Source organism: Bradyrhizobium sp. 154, assembly GCF_023073875.1.
GTDB lineage: Bacteria > Pseudomonadota > Alphaproteobacteria > Rhizobiales > Xanthobacteraceae > Bradyrhizobium.
The window spans coordinates 143,967-163,356 of record NZ_JADPKG010000085.1 but is presented as its reverse complement, the minus strand read 5'-3'; the positions used below and the strand labels follow the sequence as shown (position 1 = coordinate 163,356).

The 19,390-nt window shown below is 62.4% G+C and carries 19 protein-coding genes and 1 pseudogene; 10 read left to right on the top strand and 10 right to left on the bottom strand.

Going from position 1 to position 19,390, the window contains the following annotated elements:
- Positions 1-50 precede the first annotated feature (50 nt).
- From IVA92_RS20385 to IVA92_RS20370, 4 genes are all read left to right on the top strand, one after another.
- Positions 51-1,640, top strand: coding sequence for an ABC transporter ATP-binding protein (locus IVA92_RS20385; RefSeq protein WP_247280551.1), 1,590 nt, complete (start codon positions 51-53; stop codon positions 1,638-1,640).
- Positions 1,624-2,715, top strand: a complete 1,092-nt coding sequence (locus IVA92_RS20380) for an ABC transporter permease (protein WP_247280550.1) — start codon at positions 1,624-1,626, stop codon at positions 2,713-2,715. The genes IVA92_RS20385 and IVA92_RS20380 overlap by 17 nt, the downstream gene beginning before the upstream one ends.
- Positions 2,702-3,619 carry an ABC transporter permease gene (locus IVA92_RS20375; RefSeq protein WP_247280549.1) on the top strand — a complete coding sequence of 306 codons (918 nt, stop codon included), beginning with the start codon at positions 2,702-2,704 and terminating at the stop codon, positions 3,617-3,619. The genes IVA92_RS20380 and IVA92_RS20375 overlap by 14 nt, the downstream gene beginning before the upstream one ends.
- 78 nt (positions 3,620-3,697) lie before the next feature.
- Positions 3,698-4,774, top strand: a complete 1,077-nt coding sequence (locus tag IVA92_RS20370) for a BMP family ABC transporter substrate-binding protein (RefSeq protein ID WP_247280632.1) — start codon at positions 3,698-3,700, stop codon at positions 4,772-4,774.
- Positions 4,775-4,869: 95 nt separating this feature from the next.
- Here IVA92_RS20370 and IVA92_RS20365 read toward each other — a convergent pair whose 3' ends face one another.
- Positions 4,870-6,219: an 8-oxoguanine deaminase gene (locus IVA92_RS20365; protein ID WP_247280548.1), complete on the bottom strand. Its 1,350-nt coding sequence runs from the start codon at positions 6,217-6,219 to the stop codon at positions 4,870-4,872.
- Between the two features lie 151 nt (positions 6,220-6,370).
- Here IVA92_RS20365 and IVA92_RS20360 point away from each other — a divergent pair, with 151 nt between their 5' ends.
- Both IVA92_RS20360 and IVA92_RS20355 read left to right on the top strand, forming a co-directional pair.
- Positions 6,371-7,198 carry an FAD binding domain-containing protein gene (locus IVA92_RS20360; RefSeq protein ID WP_247280547.1) on the top strand — a complete coding sequence of 276 codons (828 nt, stop codon included), beginning with the start codon at positions 6,371-6,373 and terminating at the stop codon, positions 7,196-7,198.
- Positions 7,195-9,990: a molybdopterin cofactor-binding domain-containing protein gene (locus tag IVA92_RS20355; RefSeq protein ID WP_247280546.1), complete on the top strand. Its 2,796-nt coding sequence runs from the start codon at positions 7,195-7,197 to the stop codon at positions 9,988-9,990. The genes IVA92_RS20360 and IVA92_RS20355 overlap by 4 nt, the downstream gene beginning before the upstream one ends.
- Before the next feature lie 105 nt (positions 9,991-10,095).
- Here IVA92_RS20355 and uraD read toward each other — a convergent pair whose 3' ends face one another.
- The 4 genes from uraD to IVA92_RS20335 form a co-directional block, all read right to left on the bottom strand.
- The gene (uraD, locus tag IVA92_RS20350) at positions 10,096-10,983 is read right to left on the bottom strand and encodes a 2-oxo-4-hydroxy-4-carboxy-5-ureidoimidazoline decarboxylase (RefSeq protein WP_247280631.1); all 888 of its coding nucleotides are present in this window, start codon (positions 10,981-10,983) and stop codon (positions 10,096-10,098) included.
- 7 nt (positions 10,984-10,990) lie between these two features.
- Complete coding sequence (gene puuE, locus IVA92_RS20345; RefSeq protein WP_247280545.1) at positions 10,991-11,926, bottom strand: allantoinase PuuE; 936 nt, start codon at positions 11,924-11,926, stop codon at positions 10,991-10,993.
- Complete coding sequence (locus IVA92_RS20340; RefSeq protein ID WP_247280544.1) at positions 11,927-12,340, bottom strand: DUF3830 family protein; 414 nt, start codon at positions 12,338-12,340, stop codon at positions 11,927-11,929. It lies immediately after the preceding gene.
- 88 nt (positions 12,341-12,428) lie between these two features.
- Complete coding sequence (locus IVA92_RS20335; RefSeq protein ID WP_247280543.1) at positions 12,429-12,698, bottom strand: hypothetical protein; 270 nt, start codon at positions 12,696-12,698, stop codon at positions 12,429-12,431.
- 245 nt (positions 12,699-12,943) lie between these two features.
- On the opposite strand from IVA92_RS20335, the gene IVA92_RS20330 reads away from it, so the two are divergent.
- Together IVA92_RS20330 and IVA92_RS20325 are read left to right on the top strand one after the other, a co-directional pair.
- On the top strand, positions 12,944-13,495 hold the full coding sequence (locus tag IVA92_RS20330; protein WP_247280542.1) for a hypothetical protein: 552 nt from the start codon (positions 12,944-12,946) through the stop codon (positions 13,493-13,495).
- A gap of 149 nt (positions 13,496-13,644) precedes the next feature.
- The gene (locus IVA92_RS20325) at positions 13,645-13,839 is read left to right on the top strand and encodes a hypothetical protein (protein WP_128956029.1); all 195 of its coding nucleotides are present in this window, start codon (positions 13,645-13,647) and stop codon (positions 13,837-13,839) included.
- 484 nt (positions 13,840-14,323) lie between these two features.
- On the opposite strand, the gene IVA92_RS20320 is transcribed toward IVA92_RS20325, so the two are convergent.
- The 4 genes from IVA92_RS20320 to IVA92_RS20305 form a co-directional block, all read right to left on the bottom strand.
- Positions 14,324-14,557 (bottom strand): hypothetical protein, encoded by a 234-nt coding sequence (locus tag IVA92_RS20320; protein WP_346015601.1) that lies wholly within the window; start codon positions 14,555-14,557, stop codon positions 14,324-14,326.
- A gap of 93 nt (positions 14,558-14,650) precedes the next feature.
- Positions 14,651-14,827, bottom strand: coding sequence for a hypothetical protein (locus tag IVA92_RS20315; RefSeq protein ID WP_247280541.1), 177 nt, complete (start codon positions 14,825-14,827; stop codon positions 14,651-14,653).
- A 165-nt stretch (positions 14,828-14,992) separates the two neighbouring features.
- Positions 14,993-16,075, bottom strand: a complete 1,083-nt coding sequence (locus IVA92_RS20310; RefSeq protein ID WP_247280540.1) for a hypothetical protein — start codon at positions 16,073-16,075, stop codon at positions 14,993-14,995.
- Positions 16,076-16,325: 250 nt separating this feature from the next.
- Positions 16,326-16,874: a thermonuclease family protein gene (locus tag IVA92_RS20305; protein ID WP_247280539.1), complete on the bottom strand. Its 549-nt coding sequence runs from the start codon at positions 16,872-16,874 to the stop codon at positions 16,326-16,328.
- 326 nt (positions 16,875-17,200) lie between these two features.
- On the opposite strand from IVA92_RS20305, the gene IVA92_RS20300 reads away from it, so the two are divergent.
- Both IVA92_RS20300 and IVA92_RS20295 read left to right on the top strand, forming a co-directional pair.
- Positions 17,201-17,680, top strand: a complete 480-nt coding sequence (locus tag IVA92_RS20300) for a DoxX family protein (protein ID WP_247280538.1) — start codon at positions 17,201-17,203, stop codon at positions 17,678-17,680.
- A 371-nt stretch (positions 17,681-18,051) separates the two neighbouring features.
- Entirely contained in the window at positions 18,052-18,318 is a 267-nt protein-coding gene (locus IVA92_RS20295; protein ID WP_247280537.1) for a hypothetical protein, read from the top strand.
- A 396-nt stretch (positions 18,319-18,714) separates the two neighbouring features.
- On the opposite strand, the pseudogene IVA92_RS20290 reads toward IVA92_RS20295, so the two are convergent.
- Positions 18,715-18,827: pseudogene (locus IVA92_RS20290) on the bottom strand (SOS response-associated peptidase); the annotation flags it as partial.
- Positions 18,828-19,390: the final 563 nt, after the last annotated feature.

Below are 19,390 nucleotides of genomic sequence, written 5' to 3'. Positions count from 1 at the left end.
CGCATCTTACGCGGCGGGCCAAACTAGCTCAGTATTGAAGCACTTCATCCATGCCGATGCATCAGCGAATGTTCGATCCGACGCCTCAACGCCTGCACTCCAGCGAGCCCCCGCTGCTTCAAACGGTTGAGCTCACCAAACGCTATGGGGACTTCATCGCCAACGATTCCATCGACATCGAGATCCGGCCGAGGGAAATCCACGCGTTGCTCGGCGAGAACGGCGCCGGCAAGTCGACGCTGGTCAAGGCAATCTACGGATTGATCCAGCCGAGCGCGGGCGAGATCCGCTGGCACGGCGAACCAATCGTGCTGTCCGGTCCCTCCGACGCGCGCAGCCGCGGCATCGGCATGGTGTTCCAGCATTTCTCGCTGTTCGACAATCTCACCGTCGCCGAGAACGTCGCGCTCGGCCTCGATGGCAAGGAACCCTTCAAGGACATGTCGGCGCGGCTGGAGCAGGTGTCGAAGACCTACGGACTGCCGCTCGATCCCCGGCGAGAGGTCTGGCAATTGTCGGTCGGCGAGCGCCAACGTATCGAGATCGTCCGCGCGCTGATGCAGGATCCGAAATTTCTGATCCTGGACGAGCCCACCGCGGTGCTGACGCCGCAGGAGGCCGACCAGCTCTTCATCGTGCTGGAGCGGCTCAAGGCCGAAGGCCGCGCCATCCTCTATATCAGCCACAAGTTAGACGAAGTGAAGCGGCTGTGCGACACCGCAACGATCCTGCGCGGCGGCAGGAAGATCGAGACCTGCAATCCCCAGCGCGAGACCGCCGCCTCGCTCGCGCGCATGATGGTCGGCGGCGAGATCAAGCAAGTGAGGGCCGCATCCGGTCGCAAGACCACTGTGCCGCGGCTCGTCGTCAACGATCTCTCGCTGGCCCCTGCCGAGGCGCATGGCGTGCGGCTCGAGCACATTTCCTTCGAGTTGAAGGGCGGCGAGATCCTAGGCATCGCCGGCGTCGCCGGCAACGGCCAGGATGAGCTGTTCGCCGCACTCTCCGGCGAGCGCCTGTCGAAGCACTCCGGCACCGTCGTGATCGAGGGTATCGCCGCCGGCCACCTCTCGATCACGCAGCGGCGCAAGCTTGGCGCCGCCTTCGTTCCCGAGGAGCGGCTCGGTCACGGCACTGCACCGCGCATGAAGCTGTCCGAGAATGCGCTGCTCACCGGGCATGCCGCCAGCGGCATGGTTCGTCACGGCTTCATCGATACGGCGGCCACGCTCAAGACCGTCGACCGCGCGACCGAAACGTTTGACGTGCGCAAGGCCAAGCGCGATCCGGAAGCAGCATCGCTTTCCGGCGGCAATCTGCAGAAATTCATCGTCGGACGCGAGATCCTGCGCAACCCCGCGGTGCTGGTGGTGAGCCAGCCGACCTGGGGCGTCGACGCCGGCGCCGCCGCGATCATCCGCCAGGCGCTGCTCGATCTCGCAACCGCAGGCGCAGCGGTGCTCGTAACCAGCCAGGACCTCGACGAGCTCGCGGAGATCGCCGACCGCATCGCCGTGATGTTTCACGGCCGGCTGTCGGCCCCACTCGCCGCCAGCGAGGCGAGCCGCGAAAAGCTCGGCCTTCTGATGGGAGGCAGCAGCCTGGAGCCGAAGGAAGCCACGCATGCAGTTGGTGCTTGAGAAGCGCGCCGAGCGCTCCAACACGATCGCGCTGATCTCGCCGCTGATCGCGATCGGCCTGACGATCGTGACGATGGTCATCCTGTTCGCGATCCTCGGCAAGAATCCGCTGCTCGCCTTGCATGCCTATTTTATCGCGCCCCTGACCGACGGCTATTCGCTCCAGGAGATCGCCGTGAAGGCGACACCGTTGGTGATGATCGCGATCGGGCTCTCGCTCTGCTATCTCGCCAATGCCTGGAATATCGGCGCCGAGGGACAATTCCTGATCGGCGCCGTCGCCGGAAGCTGGATCGCGGTGAAGACGCAAGGTACTGACGTCGGCCCTTGGGTTTTGCCGGCCATGCTCGTGCTCGCCGCCGCCGCGGGCGCGCTCTATGCGCTGATTCCGGCGATCTGCAAGGTGAAGTTCGGCGCCAGCGAAATCCTGACCAGCCTGATGCTGGTCTATGTCGCCGACCTCTTCCTCGACTATCTCGTGCGCGGGCCCTGGCGCGATCCGCACGGCTTCAACTTCCCGACCACGGCCGAGTTCGATCCGATAGCGACGGTGCCGCTGCTGATCGAAGGCGGCAGGCTGCATCTCGGCGCGATGATTGCCCTGCTCGTCGTCGCAGCCGTGGCGATCCTGCTGGGGCGCACCATCAAGGGCTTTGAGATCCGCGTGGTTGGCGCAGCGCCGCGTGCCGCGCGGTTCGGCGGCTTCAATGCCAACCAGCTCGTCATCCTCACCTTCGCCATCTCCGGTGCGCTGGCGGGCTTCGCCGGCATCATCGAGGTCGCGGGCCCCGTCGGGCATCTCCAGCCCGGCATTTCGCCTGGTTACGGCTTTACTGCGATCATCGTGGCCTTCCTCGGCCGCCTGAACCCGCTTGGAATATTAATTGCAGGCCTGTTCGTCGCATTGACCTTTATCGGCGGCGAGCAGGCGCAGATCGCGATGAAGATTCCGTTGGATGTCACCAAGGTTTTCCAGGGCATTCTGCTGTTCTACGTGCTCGCCTGCGATTCCCTCATTCTCTACCGTTTCAAGCTGGTCTTCCCGAACCGACAGGTGACCCGTGGAGCTGGTTGAGGCCATCATCCTCGCGGTGCTCGCGGCGTCGACGCCGCTGCTGATTGCTGCGACCGGTGAGCTCGTGACCGAGCGCTCCGGCGTGCTCAATCTCGGTGTTGAGGGCATGATGATCGTCGGTGCGGCCTGCGGCTTTGCCGGCGCGTGGCTCACCGGGTCCACCTTCATTGGTGCGCTGTTCGGCATCGTCGCGGGCACGTTGGTGTCACTGATCTTCGCGCTGATGACGCTCGGGCTCGCCGTCAACCAAGTTGCAACGGGTCTCGCGCTGACCATCCTCGGCATCGGGCTCTCCGGCCTGATCGGCGCCGGCTTCGTCGGAGAGCGCATCACGCCGGCAGTGCACCTCGCCATTCCCGGCCTCACCGAGATCCCGCTGATCGGGCGCGTGCTGTTCGGCGAGGACGGTTTCGTCTACTTCTCGGTCGCACTGATAGTCGGCGTCTGGTGGTTCTTGCACCGCACGCGAGCGGGATTGATCCTGCGCGCTTGTGGCGACAATCATGTCTCCGCGCATGCGCTCGGCTATCCCGTGCTGCGCATCCGCACCTTTGCCGTCATGTTCGGTGGCGCCTGCGCAGGGCTTGCGGGCGCTTATCTGCCGCTGGCCTATACTCCGTTCTTCATTCCCGGCATGACAGCAGGCCGCGGCTGGATCGCACTGGCGCTGGTCGTATTCTCGTCCTGGCGGCCGGGCCGGCTCGTCGTTGGTGCTTATCTCTTCGGCGCCGTGACGATCCTGCAATTGCACGCCCAAGGCTGGGGCGTCGGCATTCCCTCGCAGTTCATGTCCGCGCTGCCCTACCTCGCAACCGTTATCGTCCTGGTCCTGCTCTCCCGCGCGCGCACCGGCGGCTCGAGCGCACCGGCCGCGCTCGGCACCGTGTTCGTGCCTGACCGCTGAGTTTTCATTTCCGCAGCGTGCGCGATGGGGCGCGCGCGTTGCGGATCGTGGCTTTCCCCTGATGTTTGGAGACTGATGATGAGGAAATCACTTCTTGCGCTGGCTGCCGGGCTTTTGCTTGCCGGGAGCGTCGGTGCAACCTCCGCCGCCGACAAGCTGAAGGTCGGCTTCATCTATCTGGGTCCGATCGGAGACCTCGGCTGGACCTATCAGCATGATCTCGCCCGCCAGGCGCTGGTGAAGGAATTGGGCGACAAGATCGAGACCACCTATCTCGAGAACGTGCCCGAAGGTCCCGATGCCGAGCGCTCCATCGAGCAGCTCGTCCGCGCCGGCAACAAGCTGATCTTCACCACGTCGTTCGGCTACATGGATCCGACGCTGAAGGTCGCCAAGAAATATCCGAACGTGCATTTCGAGCACGCCACCGGCTACAAGCGCAACCCGAACATGTCGACCTATTCGGCCAAATGGTATCAGGGCCGCTACATTCAAGGCCTGATCGCGGCCAAGATGTCGAAGTCCGGCGTGCTGGGCTATATCGGCTCGTTCCCGATTCCGGAGGTCGTCTCCGGCATCAACGCGACGATGCTGGCGGCGCAGACCATCAACCCGAACATCAAGGTCAAGATCATCTGGGCCAACACCTGGTTCGATCCGGGCAAGGAGGCCGACGCCGCCAAGGCGTTGATCGATCAGGGCGCCGACGTCATCATGCAGCACACGGATTCCCCGGCCGCGATGCAGATCGCGAGCGAGCGCGGCAAGCTCGCCTTCGGCCAGGATTCCGAGATGATCAAGTTCGGACCCAAGACTCAGCTGACCTCAATCCTCGACACCTGGGGCCCCTACTACATCGAGCGCGTCAAGGCCGAGCTCGCCGGCACCTGGAAATCCGAGGACACCTGGGGCGGCCTCGACAGCCACATGTTCGCGATGGCGCCCTATACCAACATGCCTGATGACGTGAAGAAAATGGCCGAGGATGCCCAGGCCGCGATCACAGCCGGCAAGCTGCACCCGTTCAAATGCCCTATCATTGGGCAGGACGGCAAGCCGGTCGAGTGCAAGGGCGGCGATCACCTCGATGACGGCCAGATTCTCGGCATGAATTTCTACGTGAAGGGCATCGACGACAAGCTTCCGGGCAAGTAGCACGCTTCTTGCTTTGACCAGATCACCTGCTCCTCCCGGAGGAGGTTCGGGAGGGGGTGGCCAGAAGCACCCGGCACTTGTGGTCGCCCCCTCTTTTATCCCCGCTGCATGCTCCGCGCTGCCGAACTGTGGCGGCGGATGAGGTCCGCCACGTCGAGGCCCGGGATGGCGCCATCAACCACGGCCCATTGTCCCGCAACCATCACCCGATCGGCCCGATGCGCCCCGCACAGCACCAATGCCGCCAGCGGATCGCCATGGCCGGAGAAGCGCAGCTCGTTGAGCTTGAACAGCGCGAGATCGGCGGCCTTGCCGACCGCGATCTCGCCGAGTTCCGGACGGCCCACGCAAGCCGCCGAGCCCCTGGTGGCCCAGCGCAGCGCGTCCTTGTGGCTGACCTTTGTCACCCCGTAGCGGGCCCGTTGCAGCAGGAATGCGGCGCGCACTTCCTGCATCAGGTTCGACCCGTCGTTGGAGGCCGAGCCGTCGACGCCGATGCCGATGCCGACGCCGGCCTCCTCCATCTCGCAGACGGGACAGCAGCCGGACGCCAGCAGCTGGTTGCTGCACGCGCAATGGCTGATGGTCGTCCTGGCCTTACCGAGCCGCTTGATCTCGTCGGGGTTGAAGAAGATTCCGTGAGCGAGCCAGGTCCGCGCATGGAGCCAGCCGCATTGTTCGAGATAGTCGAGCGGGCGGCAGCCATACATCTGCTCGCAGAACTTGTTCTCGTCCTCGGTCTCGGCGAGATGGGTGTGCAGGCGCACATCGAGCTTGTCGGCGAGCTCGGCAGTGGCGCGCATCAAGGATGTCGTCACCGAGAATGGCGAGCACGGCGCGAGCGCGATCTGCACCATCGCATCCGCGCCGCGCTGGTGATGCTTGGCGACCACGCGCGCGCTGTCGGCGAGGATGGTGTCCTCGTCCTGCACGATGCTGTCGGGCGGCAGGCCGCCGTCGCGTTGCGACAGGTTCATCGAGCCGCGCGTGAGCAACACGCGCACACCGAGCCGCTTCGCCACCGCCACCTCGATATCGACAGCGTCTTCGAGCCCTGCCGGGAATACGTAATGGTGATCGGTCGTCGTCGTGCAGCCCGACAACAGCAGTTCCGACATCGCGACGGTGACGCCGAGCTCCAGCGCCTCCGGCGTCAACTTCGCCCACACGGGATAAAGCGCCTGGAGCCAGGGAAACAGCTCGCGATCCATCGCCGCCGGCAGCGCCCGCGTCAGCGTCTGGTAGAAATGGTGATGGGTATTGATGAGACCGGGCAGCACGACGTGTTCACCGGCATCGAACACCGCGACATCCGCGGTCGCAGGCGTCCCGCCGGCCGGCACCAGTTCGACAATCCGGCCATCCTTCACGACGATCCCGCGCTCCGCCCCGTCGGCGAGGACGGCCAGGGGGTCCCTGATCCAGATCGCACTTGCGTCGGTCATGATTGCCGCTTCTCCTCACATCCGCTGATGGCAGGCCTGCAAGGCGAGCCAGCCCGATTGCGTTCCGGCTGCGACTTGTTGTTGCGACTTGGCTCCGGTCTTGCAAGACTTTCTCTTGTCCGATTCACCCGGCGGAAGCGTTGGCGCAGCCATGGATTTGAATACCATCACAGCCGTCGTCCATCCGCAAACGCGGGCGCAGCTGCCGGTTTGGACGGCGGGCGACGCGTGGCTCGCAGGCGGCACCTGGCTGTTCTCGGAGCCGCAGGTCCACCTGACGCGGCTGATCGATCTCACCGACCTGAAATGGCCGGCGCTGACGATCACTGAGAGCCATCTCAGCATCGCCGCCACCTGCACCATCGCAGAGCTCGATGGTCTCGCCTGCCCCTCCGACTGGCTCGCGGCGCCGCTGATCGGCCAGTGCTGTCGGGCTTTCCTTGCTTCGTTCAAGATCTGGAAGACGGCAACGGTCGGCGGCAATCTCTGCATGTCGCTGCCTGCGGGACCGATGATCTCGCTCACATCAGCGCTCGAGGGCGTCTGCACCATCTGGAAGGCTCACGGCGGCGAACAGAGGATCTCCGTCGCCGACTTCGTCACCGGCAACCAGCGCAACCGCCTGACGTCAGGCGACCTGGTCCGGCAGATCGATATCCCGATTGCCGCGTTGAGGCGCCGTACCGCCTTTCGCCAGATCTCGCTGGCGCCTGTCGGCCGCTCAGCGGCGCTTCTGATCGGCAGCCTCGATCCGGACGGCACGCTGACTTTGACGGTTACCGCATCGACGGTGCGGCCGATCCAGCTGACCTTTCGCAAGGCCCCAAACCCGAGTGCGCTTCGCGATGTGATCGCGCAGCAGATCACGGACGACCTGTACCATACCGACATCCATGGCAAGCCGCTCTGGCGCAAGCACATGACGCTGCGGCTCGCAGAGGAGATCCGCGGCGAGCTCCTGGGGGGAGCGCAATCATGAGCTTCGAAGTCAACGGCAAGGCGTTTGCGCAGGAGCCGCGCGCCGGCCAGTGCTTGCGCACGTTCCTGCGCGAGCTTGGCCATTTCGGCGTGAAAAAGGGCTGCGATGCCGGTGATTGCGGAGCCTGCACGGTGCTGCTGGATGGCGAGCCGGTACATAGCTGCCTGATCCCGGCGTTCCGCGTCCAGGGGCGCACCGTCACCACGATCGAAGGTCTTGGCGGGGACCACGGCGTCCATCCGATGCAGCAGGCGTTCCTCGATGCGCAAGGGTTTCAATGCGGCTTCTGCACCGCCGGCATGATCCTGACCTGCGCCTCGCTGAACCAGGCGCAGCGCACCGATCTCGGCATAGCGTTGAAGGGCAATATCTGCCGCTGCACCGGTTATCGTTCGATCGAGGATGCGATCCTCGGCAAGACCAATGTCGAGGCGAGCGTCGAGGCCGGCGCCGCATTCGGCCGCAGCCTGCCGGCCCCTGCAGGTCCCGACATCGTGCGCGGCAAGGCGCGCTACACCTTCGACAGCGCCATCGACGGACTGCTGCACATCAAGCTGCTGCGCGCGCCTCATGCCCACGCCAGGATCGTTGCGATCGACAAGTCGGACGCCCTTGGCGTCCCCGGCGTCCACGCCGTGCTGACGCATGAGGATGCGCCGCCTGTCCTGATTTCGACCGCGCGGCATGAGAAGGAGTGGATGGATCCCGAGGACACCCGCATTCTCGACGACGTCGTCCGCTTCGTCGGCCAGAAGGTTGCCGCCGTCGTTGCCGAGAGCGAAGCGGCCGCCGAGGAGGCGTGCCGTCGGCTGAAGGTCGATTACGAGATCCTGCCCGCGCTGATCGATCCGGAGCAGGCGATGGCGCCGGGCGCGCCCGTCATTCATCCTGCCCGCGCCATCGCGAACCGCGTCGCTGACGCCCAGCGCAATCTCGTCGCGGAGACGCATGGCGAATTCGGCGACGTCGCCGCTGCGCTCGCGACCTCCGCCGTCACCTTCGAGGGCACCTTTCACAGTCATCGTGTGCAGCACGCCGCATTGGAGACCCATGGGGGCCTGGCCTGGCTCGACGACGCGGGCGTGCTCAACGTCCGCACCTCGACGCAGGTCCCGTTCCTGACCCGGCGTGCGTTGGCCGATATCTTCAAGCTTCCCATGGACAAGGTCCGCGTGTTCTGCGAGCGCGTCGGCGGCGGTTTTGGCGGCAAGCAGGAGATGTTCGTCGAGGACGTCCTGGCGCTCGCTACGCTCAAGACCGGGCGGCCGGTGAAACTCGAGCTGACCCGCGAGGAGCAGTTCATCGCGACCTCGACGCGCCACCCGATGCGGGTCCACATCAAGGCCGGCGCAGATGCCGGCGGCAAGCTCACCGCGCTCCAGCTCGACGTGCTCTCCAACACGGGCGCCTATGGCAATCACGCCGGCCCCGTGATGTTCCACGCGCTGGCCGAGTCCATCAGCGTCTATAATTGCCCGAACAAGCGCGTCGACGGCGCCGCCGTCTACACCAACACGGTGCCGGCGGGCGCGTTTCGTGGCTACGGCCTGCCGCAGACATTGATCGCGGTGGAGGCAGCGATCGACGAGTTGGCGAAGCAGCTCGGCATCAGTCCCTACGAGATGCGCCGGCGCAACATCGTCAGGCCCGGCGACCCCATGCTGTCGCCGCCGCCGTCCGAATATCACGACGTCGTCTATGGCTCCTACGGGCTCGACCAGTGCCTCGACCTCGTCGAGCGCGCGATGCAGGCCGATGGCCCGCAACCGGACCTGTCGCCGGAATGGCTGATCGGCGACGGCGTCGCGCTGACCATGATCGACACGGTGCCCCCGGCGGGCCATATCGCCGACGCCATGATCGCGCTCAACGACGACGGCGGTTTCGACCTGACCGTCGGCACTGCCGAGTTCGGCAACGGCACCAGCACCGTGCACCGGCAGATCGCGGCAACGACGCTTGCGACCACCGCCGACAGGATCCGCCTGCGCCAGTCCGACACCGCCCATGGCGGGCACGACACCGGCGCCTATGGCAGCGCGGGCATGTTCGTTGCCGGCAAGGCGACGCATGCGGCGGCCATCCAGCTTGCAACCGAGCTGAAGGCGACGGCCGCAGACGCCTGGCTGTGCGATGCCGGGAGCTGCGCGCTCGAAGCTGACGGCGTCGTTAGCGGCGTCCGGCGCATGCCTTTTACGGAGCTGGCGAAGCTCGCGCGCGAACGGGGACAGCGATTGGCAGGCGTCGGCAATTCGGACGGCACGCCCCGCTCGGTCGGCTTCAACGTGCAGGGTTTTCGCGTCGCCGTGAACAAGGGCACCGGCGAGCTCAAGATTCTCAGGAGTGTGCACGCGGCCGACGCCGGCGTCGTCGCCAATCCCATGCAATGCCGCGGGCAGGTCGAAGGCGGTGTTGCGCAGGCGCTCGGCGCCGCGCTCTACGAGGAGATGGTGATCGACGCAGGCGGCCGCGTCACCAACCCGAAGTTCCGCGACTACCACCTGCCCTCCTTCGCCGACGTGCCGCGCACCGAGGTGTTCTTCGCCGAGACGTCCGACACGATCGGACCGCTGGGCGCGAAGTCGATGAGCGAGAGTCCGTACAATCCGGTTGCGGCCGCGCTCGGCAACGCGATTGCCGATGCCACCGGCATCCGCTTCACCGCGCCGCCTTTCAAGCCGGACCGGCTGTTTCCGGCGCTGCTCGAGAAGTTTGGCGGCCAGAGCGGGATGGTTCGCTTCACCTCTCCCGTAGGGAGAGGTCGGAGGGCATCGAAGATGCGATCCGGGTGAGGGGTCTCACTGAGTCCCACCGCCCCTCACCCGGATTGCTGCGCAATCCGACCTCTCCCCGTCGGGGAGAGGTGAACCACCGACAGCCCGTCGAAATTACATGCTTTAACTGCCGCGATAGGTCGAATAGCTCCACGGCGTGACCAGGAGCGGCACGTGATAGTGCCCCTCCGGCTCGCTGAGAGCAAAGCGCAGCGGAATCTCGTCGAGGAATGGCGGGTCGGACAACGGCACGTTACGTTCGGCGTAATATCTGGCAACGCTGAACCTGAGCTCGTAGCGGCCGATCGGCACGGGGCGACCGCCGATCAGCGGCTGATCCGTGCGGCCGTCCGAGTTGGTTACTGTGCGCGCAATGACACGGCTGTCGCCGAGGCTCGCAAGCTCGACCAGCTCGACCGGGATGCCGGGCGCGGGCTTGCCCGTGTGATTGTCGAGCACATGCGTCGACAGCCGGCCGTGCACCTTCAGCTTGTCGTCGGCGACGATGAGCTGATCCAGCCGCAACGCGGAGATGCGGCCGATCTCCTCGATCGCACGCCTTGTCTCGGTCTTGACGATGTTGAGCAGCCGCATCTCGAAGTCACGCAGGATGGAATCCCTGGTGTAACGGCGCACACAGACGATATAGGGGAAGCCGAACTTCTCCCGATAGGCGTTGTTGACACGCTCGAATGCCGCGAATTCGGCGTCCGACAGCCGGTCGAGGCCGGCGCTGTTTTGCTCGTCGATTGATTCCGCCGTGAGACCGGCGGCGCGCTGCGTCTTGTTGGCGAGATCGGGATGCGCCCGGATCAGCGCCAATTGCACGTCCGGTTCAGCGCTCTGGATCGCCGCCAGCAGCGCGGCGTGCAATTGGTTGATGCCCGCGAACGGCCGCTTGCCGGCGAGCTGTTCGGCGATCCATGGCGAATATTCGACGACGTTGGCGAGTGCCGCGACGAAATCGGCTTTGCTTGCGGCGTTGACGTCGGCCAGCGAGATCTGCGACATCATCCTCTCACTCGATCTCGAATGCGTCGGCCGCAAAGTGCGCGTGCTTGTCGTGCCAGTGCTGCGCGATCTGCAATCGCGTCGGCACCCAGACGCGCTCGTGCCTGCCGATATAGTCCAGGAAGCGCATCAGCCCCGCAGCGCGGCCAGGCCGGCCGGCAAGGCGGCAGTGCAGACCGACCGACATCATCTTCGGCGCGGTCAGCCCTTCCGCATAGAGCACGTCGAAGGCATCTTTCAGATAGGTGAAGAACTGCTCGCCGTCGGCAAACCCTTGCGGGTTGATGAAGCGCATGTCGTTGGCATCTAACGTGTAGGGAATGATGAGCTGCTTGCCGCCTGCGCGCTTGACCCAATAGGGCAGATCGTCGGCATAGGAGTCGCAGAGATAGAGGAAGCCGCCCTCCTCCATCAGGAGACGGTTGGTATTGATGGAGGAGCGCCCGGTGTACCAGCCGAGCGGCCGCGATCCGGTCGCCTCGATGTGGACGCGGATGGCTTCGGCGATCTCGGCGCGCTCCTGCGCCTCGGTCATGTCCTTGTGCTCGATCCACTTCAGGCTGTGGCTGGCGATGTCCCAGCCCGCCTCCTTCATGGCAGCTACGATTTCCGGATTGCGTTTCAGCGCGGTCGCGACTCCGAACACGGTGGCCGGCCAGTTGCGTTCGCCGAACATCCGCCACAGCCGCCAGAAGCCTGCGCGCGAGCCATATTCGAACATCGATTCGATGTTGGCGTGGCGCTGGCCCGGCCAGGGCTGGGCCCCGAGCACGTCGGACAGAAAGGCTTCCGAGGCGCGGTCGCCGTGCAGAATATTGTTCTCGCCGCCTTCCTCGAAATTGACGACGAACTGCACCGCGACCCGCGCGTTGCCGGGCCACTCGGGATGCGGCGGATTGCGGCCGTAACCGCGAAGATCGCGCGGGTAGCTTGCGTCGGTCACTCAGACTTCCTCGAAGCGGATCGGTAGAGCGCCCTTCCACAGCACGCTCTTGCCGAGCGTCGCCAGATTCTCCAGGCCCGAAGTCAGCGTGATGAAATGGTTGCCGGCGAGCTGGCCCATCTTGCTCGCGAAATGCACGCCACCATAGGCGAGCAGGATCTCGGTCTCGCTGATACCGCCGGGATAGAGGATGATCTGGCCGGGCGCGGGATAGCTCGTATGGTTCTCGTAGCCGACGCCGAAATCGAAATCGCCGAGCGGCATCCACACCCCTTCGCCACTCCAGCGCACATGGATGATGTGACTTTCGAACGGCAGCGCCTTGCGGAAGGCGGCGACAGTCTTGGGTGCCAGCTGCTCCTCGAAGCGGGCATCGAAGGTGAAATCGCCGGCGCGGATAACGAGTTTGCTCATCTCATCTCTCTGGGTCGGGGGCGTAGCCCACCGTGGACTCCTCGGCAAAGAGCATTCCGTCGGGCCTCGCGCAAGGGGCGTAGCCGCATCACCGGCGGTCGTAGGACCAGCCGAAAATGCCGCTCCGCCGGACCTCCGGCTCCGCGGCAGGCAGCGGCGCCTCCTTCAGTTCCGTGTGCGGCGACGGGGGCGGCGCCGGCAGGGTCTCGCATGTCATGGAGTAGACCAGCTTGCCATCCGCCGTACGCCCGATCGGGGCACAGGGGTCCGGATGCGCCGCCGTGGTCTGCGGCTTCATCTTGACTTGCGCAGCCGCCGGCGAGGCGATCAGCAGCAGAACCAGCAGATATCTCGACATCGTTGTCGCTCTGAAAACTCAACGCGACCATTGAACCGGATTGCGGCGGGCAAGTCCACCGGCGCCGCGGGTGCGATTGCGGAATATTTAGCCGAATGCGCACACACGCCTTCGCGTCCTCGCGGCGCGTTTCGCCCGAGCTTTGCTTCGTCGCTCCACCCTCAAAGCCGAGAGGGCGCAGGGAAGGCCGCATAGGCGTTAAGTTTATTCTTGAGTGTTGGAATCACACGTGATTCCTAGCCGGGATGGCAGACGAATCGCTTCTGAACGAGGACTGGACGAGAGTGCTTACGCAACTCGGCGGGGCTGCGCAGCTTGAGATAAGTGCGCGCCAGACGAAGGCTTTCGTGCGGCGGCGCCAAATTCCAGATGCGGTGTCGTTACTTCGGCTGATGCTGGCCTATTGTCTGGGTGAAAGAGGGTTGAGATCGACAGCCGCGTGGGCCGCTTCTGTTGGCCTTGCCGACCTCAGTAGCGTGGCGTTGTTCTATCGCCTGCGTCAATGTGGCGATTGGTTTGCAGTGCTGGTGGAGGGCTTGCTCGCTGCGGCAGCCCCGAAGGCGAGCCTGACCCCGTCCGTGGGTCTGAAGGCATGTGCTGGGGGATCGGTCATGCTGAGGCGTTCGCGGCAGCTCGCGGCGATGGCATCCTCTTTTGCTCGCGCTGCGACGCTCTGGGCGCTGACGCCGCTGCAAGTCAAGGTGCCACAGCGGGTTGGTTCAGCCACCGATCCAGCTGACCAAGCAGCGGGAACCAAATGGCAAGAACTTAGTTGGTCCTTCCAAATCACGCCGTAATAACGTGATGCCGACACGAGGCCTCAGCTTGGCACCAGCCCCGGAGCTGAGGCCTTTTTGTCGCCTGTGTACATTTTGTACAAAGCACCGGAACGCAGTCCGGGTTTCTGACTCATCCCACGGGGACACTTCGATGGGATAAAAAAGACGTGCCGCGTTACACCTCCTTCGCCCGAGAGGCCGCAGCAACGCTGCTGCGAATGGCAAAAACGACAAAGGACCCGCAGGTTGCGTCGGGATTGATCCAGCGAGCGGCCGACCTAAAGGACCGCACGGGCGAGCTTCCCCCGGTTGATGTTGAGGCAGTCGCCGAGGAGCCAAAGAAGCCGCTGACGAAGAACTAAAGACCAATTGTCGCAGAGATAGATGTTCGCGGTCGAAGCAAGAGACTCCTTAGTCGCCGCTTTATTACGGCGATTCAATCTTACTTCGCGCTCACACTCCATTCAGAAGGACCCCTACGCTGCCTGGGGCGACTACACCCAACGGGAGAAACGAGATGAGAATTAAATTCGCACTTCTCGCATTGGCCACTTTAGGTGGCGCTGCAATTTCGACCGGAGCCGGTTCAGCGTTGCCGCTCGCCCCTGTGGGACAGTTCCAGTCTTCGAACGTCGAGAGTGTTGCAGTGGTCTGCGGTCCGCGCGGTTGCGTCCGCACAAGGCCCGTGTATCGGCGTGGGGCCTACGTCGTCCGCCGCCCCTATGTGCGTCGCGGCTACGGCTACCATCGGGGTTATCGTCGGTACTGATCTTGAAAAGGGGGCTTTCGGCCCTCTTTTCTTGCGAACGTTCCATCGCGATCAACTGCGCAGAATGTTCTAGTTCTTCACCGAACTTCTGTGGTCTGCCCCGTTAGCCGCACATACGTGCCGCTCTCATGCAGCTCTAGCCAGCCTCGCTCCTGCGCCAGCGCGACTGCAGCGCGGAATTGTTCGCCGATCCCGCCTTGCTTCAGGAAGGGGACATTGATCAGCTCGATGAAGATGCGCCCATCCTGCACGGGCTGGATGCCGGAGGCGATCTCAACCAGCTTGCGAGCGGCGTTTTCCGGGTCGGCCAAGGGGCGAGCAGAAGCGTATTTCATGGTAGCGACCGATACATTGAGTCGCCATACCTGACCAACCAAATGCGCGCGCCAGCCTTCGATATGAAGTTACTTCGGCTCGTGCTTGCCAGCTAATTCGCGAGCCGCCAAGCTAAGCTCCAGCTCTCTAAGCTGCTCGACCAACTGCTCTATGATCGCTTCATAGTCGGATGGCGTCAGTGAGTGTACGCCGCGCAACTCCAATTGGTTCTGGAGGATCGTCGCCATCATGGCTTTAATGCTCATGCGCGCTTTTCCGAGAAATAAGATCGTCACAGAAATCAATGTCAAGTAGATGCTAAGCATCGCGCGTAGGCAATGGCCGTAGATCTACGGGAATGTGTCCGAACCGCGAGAAGAGTTGGCTCGGCAAACGACTTCGTCGGGATGGAATGAAACAGGACTTCTGACTTAGCGGATTGCGGTGGTGGGCAGTCTGCTGATCACGCTTCCGCCTTCCGCCGTAATCCGCAACGGTCCATCGCGCATTTCAAAAGTGTATTCAAAGCTGCTTGAGCCGCTGCCTTGCGCATTCCGTGCAGGACTACGAACCATCCAATCCACTATGCCACTTGCTTTACACGAGCCGACCGCCTCGTTGCATTCTACAGTAAGTGAACCTTCACGCATCTTATACAGGCGCTGAGGCCACCGATTTATCGATTTCATCTTATCCGCGACGACCTCGTTATCCGAGAGATCGCGACCGTAGAAGAGGACATGTACGCCGTACAGACGCGGAAGAACTGCCGCGACTTTATCGTTAGGGCCGGACCATACGGTGAACAAGAGCCTTACGAATTCACTGACCTTCGCGCGGAGCGAGGAAGGTGAATGTGACGGGTCTGCCTGCGAGGGGGCTAGGGCTGAACCCGTTTTGAATGGTTCAAGGAGTTTCACCTCAATATCGTTCTTCTTGGCATCTTCTGCGCTCAACCAAGTCATCGATGCAGGCGATGCTTGCGTTATGTATATTACTGCGGAGTACGACAGGCCAAGTTTGTTGACGTAAGCTCCCAAGATGGCATTTCCCACGCCGGTCTCATTGCCCGATGAGCTATCATAGGCCGCATGAAACCCAACTTGAGCACTTGCCGCCATATATCGTGGAGTCCCGCCAAGCCAAGCAAGAGCGCAAGCCGATGCACAACGGCTATTTGCAGGCACTAGCGTCGCGAAGCCCCTTGAGCGGATTGTTTCACCGATGCTGATCCCGGCTAAAAGGCTTCCACCGTCGCTTCGTAGCGCTACAATGGCTTTTGGTACATTCGCCGTCCTTTCCGCGAACAGACTAGCATCACCCTTCTCGAAGTTTCCTGACACGTCTATGAAGGTGAATTCGCCTAGCGGGTGGATGGCTAGTTCGGCGGCATGGCACGGAAGCCAACTTCCAACCACAATCGCGACAGCCGTCGAAATAAGACGAGCGCCTGCGAGCTCGGCAATTGACCTTCCAAGCTCAACCCAGTCCAGCGACGTCAGGTTACTGCGCATTCTGAACTACGACCGACAACACAAGCTCACGCGGGCCAAGGCTCAGCAGATCCGGAAACGCGCCCCGGTATGCCGATTGGTCCGCCAACAAGTTTCGCCGCGATGTTTGTATGAATGTTTATGATAGCTCCGTCGCCCCCACGCAGCGGCATCCGAAGCGGAAATCACTGAAATGGCAGGAGTTGAAAGCGCGATCAAAAGCGCGAGCACCATTGAAGTTAGTTTCAAAGTCGGGTTCCTTTTTCTTTTTTCAGCGAGCAGCTTTGCGCCAACCCGCTGCTTCGGCCTCCGCTTCAGTGCAGAACCAGCGTTCGCCGAGGCCCTTGTCCATGGCGATCTTTGAGTAGTTCAACTGACCAGGCGAGTGAAAGATGTGTTCTCCCTTACGGTTTACGTTTCCCTTAATGACGCAATTTGGATCGGGAGCGGCAGCAGCCGAAACTGCGCCCAGCAGTATTGATTGAGCGTTCACCGGGACCGATGCGGCGCCTAAGACCTCGGTTTTTTTGTTTCGATGCCGCCAGTCCCAAGGCGCAATGAACGCTCCTTGCCATAAGCCTAAGCGCGCCTCGCGAGCCGTCATCTCGTTGGAATCATAGGAATGTGAGTACTTCGTAAATGAGAGAGCCCAGCCTTGGCGCACCATCCAGCCAGCAACGTCCTCGCCTTCAATGAAGCACGTTGCAAGAGAGCGGCCGTAGCGGTCTTGGCCGTTCAGATCGCAGTCCCATTCTCGTCCTGCCGAGTAAGAAGCCGCGTGGCTTAGCTTTGCGTGGTGAAGCAAAGGTTTGGTTTGCAAACTTCTCCGGTGAAGAGTTGACGTGGGACCGCGAGGCCATGGTAGTGCCCGCAGGCGTGACGTCATCCGCTACCCGCACTCGTGTGTTGCGGGTCAGTGGGCGGGAGAGTCAGCAAACAATTCGAACATGGCTGCAAGTTGCCGATTTAGCGATTGACCAAGGCGGGCGAGCGCGACCACCGACGCATGGTTGGCCGGGAGCAAAGATGCGCATCATACGGTCTCCTCCGTAGTTTTACTGGCCCGGAGTGAGCCTGCTAAAGATTGCAATTGATTGCCGCGCGGCGTCACACTGACGGTGCCTTCGATCCTTTGAGGAGCGTTCGATGGTTGACCAGAGAACTGCGCCTTACGCGGCGTTGATATTGCGACTTACGATTGCTGGCCTGTTTGTTGCGGCACTCTATGGTAAGTTCGTTCTAAAGCCGATTAGCCTTTGGTGGAACGGGCTTCTTAAGGCGGGGTATCCGGAATGGGTGCTCGCCTATACACTCAGCGCAGAGTTCGCGGCCGCAATCTTGCTACTGCTCGGCATCTATACTCGATGGATCAGCCTCTACACCCTGCCTATGATGCTCGGCGCAACTCATTTCTGGATGGTTCGTAAGAGTTTCTGGTTCGTCGAGGGCGGATGGGAAATGCCGTTCGCATGGGCAATCATGCTGGTTGTGCAAGCTCTGCTTGGAGATGGAGCTTTCGCCGTCCCAGGTGCCCAGCCTGCCATGGGAGCGGCGGATGCAGCGAGCGGCCGCCTGAAAGAGCGCCTTTGCTGGCTCAGCGCTTGCCGGGCAAATCCCTCCACGTAGTGCTTAACCACGCGGAAGAGCGCGACGGATCCGGCGAGAGACGCAGCAGATGCCATGAAGAAATGAGTTCCGCTCACATGAACGTTTCGTACTCGCCGCTCTCTCCGGGCGGCGTTTTGTTTGTGCTTTTCGAAAGAAAGCCCGCGCCATGGCCATCAGAGCCTGAGCACATCATCCCGCAACTGGCCGTTGCGGCACCTTCGCGTCGTTCCAAGGCTTCGTTCTGAGGACGTGGCCTTTCGGAACTCTTGCAGTCCGCAATGAGTTACAGAGCCGCCGACAGAAGCGAGCATGAGCCGTCGCGTGCGCGATAGCACGTGATGGTTTCTCGATCGCGCCGGTCGGCAGCACTTGAACAGAGAGAGGCGACAATGAAGGCACCACTTCTTCTTGCTGGCGCATTAATCATCGGATGCGCCGCCCCGGCACTGGCCGACGAGTATTATGTCGTGCAGGGTCCGAACCGCCAATGCACCGTTACCACGACACGTCCGGCGGACAAGGAGGTCGTAACACAGATCGGTCCGCTGGCTTTCAAGAGCCGCGTGGAAGCCGAAGATCGCATCAAGCAAACCAAAGTCTGCGAGGAAGGGACAGTTGGTAGCAGCAGCAGCACGACTGTGATCAAAGAGAAATAGTCGAGGGCATCATTCCTGATCATCTTTGGGCTGTTCGAGAAAAGTCGCGCCCATTCCTGTCGGCGCGACTTTTTGTGTTCTCCAGACACCAACTGACCAGCGATTCTTGGGCGAGTTCATTCCGGCGCCCTTTGCCGAATTCCACCACAACTACGTGAGCAAATGCGCGGATGCTCGAAATTCCACGCCGCTGCGATCATTGCGAAGAAGAGTTTGCGCCCGAAGAGCTGACCGTTCTTGCGCCACCGGCCGGGGATGGCGAGGTGATCTGCGCTCCGTGCATCGAAATCAAGCTACGTCGAGCTGTCGCGAAGCTACCGCGCGGTGATAACTGATGTCCCGACGCATCATCGTCGTCTCGATCGCGGCTTCCGTGTTGCTGAGCGCGGGCATTGGATAGTCGGGGAATGCGCCGGGCATCGGCTGCAAGTTGCCGACGTAGCGATTGACCATGCGGAAGAGCGCGAGGATGGCGGCTAGTTGGCGGTTGTGCTGTCCAGGCTGCACATTTCCGAGAGTTTTTTACAAGGAGGACGAATTGGGGGGCATCAATCGCTTCAGTCTTTCGGCTAGACCTCCCCATTCGGTCTCTATTCTGTTGAGCCAGCCGTTTCCGCGACCACCGGTATGAGTGACGCCGTAGATTTCGACCCCCATTGAATCGAACAGGCCCCAAGGCATCATCCCCTGTGCCAGATAGCATTCGGCCGGTCACTACTTCGGAGATTGCACGGAAGGGAGTCGAACGTCCCAAGCAGATAACCATTAAGGGCTTAACGATGTCGATTTGCGGCGGCGCAAATTCTCGTGCACACCGAAGGAAATCGGCCCAATTCAAATCACCTCGCATATCTCCCGCTTTAACGAACGGAAACACTTATCGATTCAGGGCAGAAAAGAGCAAAGAGGGCGGACCCGAACCCAAGGAAGCTCAGTCCGAAGTACACGAAGTATAATCGCGACAGGGTAAGGGTGTGCGCTGTGACTTTTGCTTCGTCTGAGCGCTCATTCGCAAGATGGAACCAGCGGTGCACCACCTCGGGCGAAATGCTCAGCAAGTCCACAACGGCTT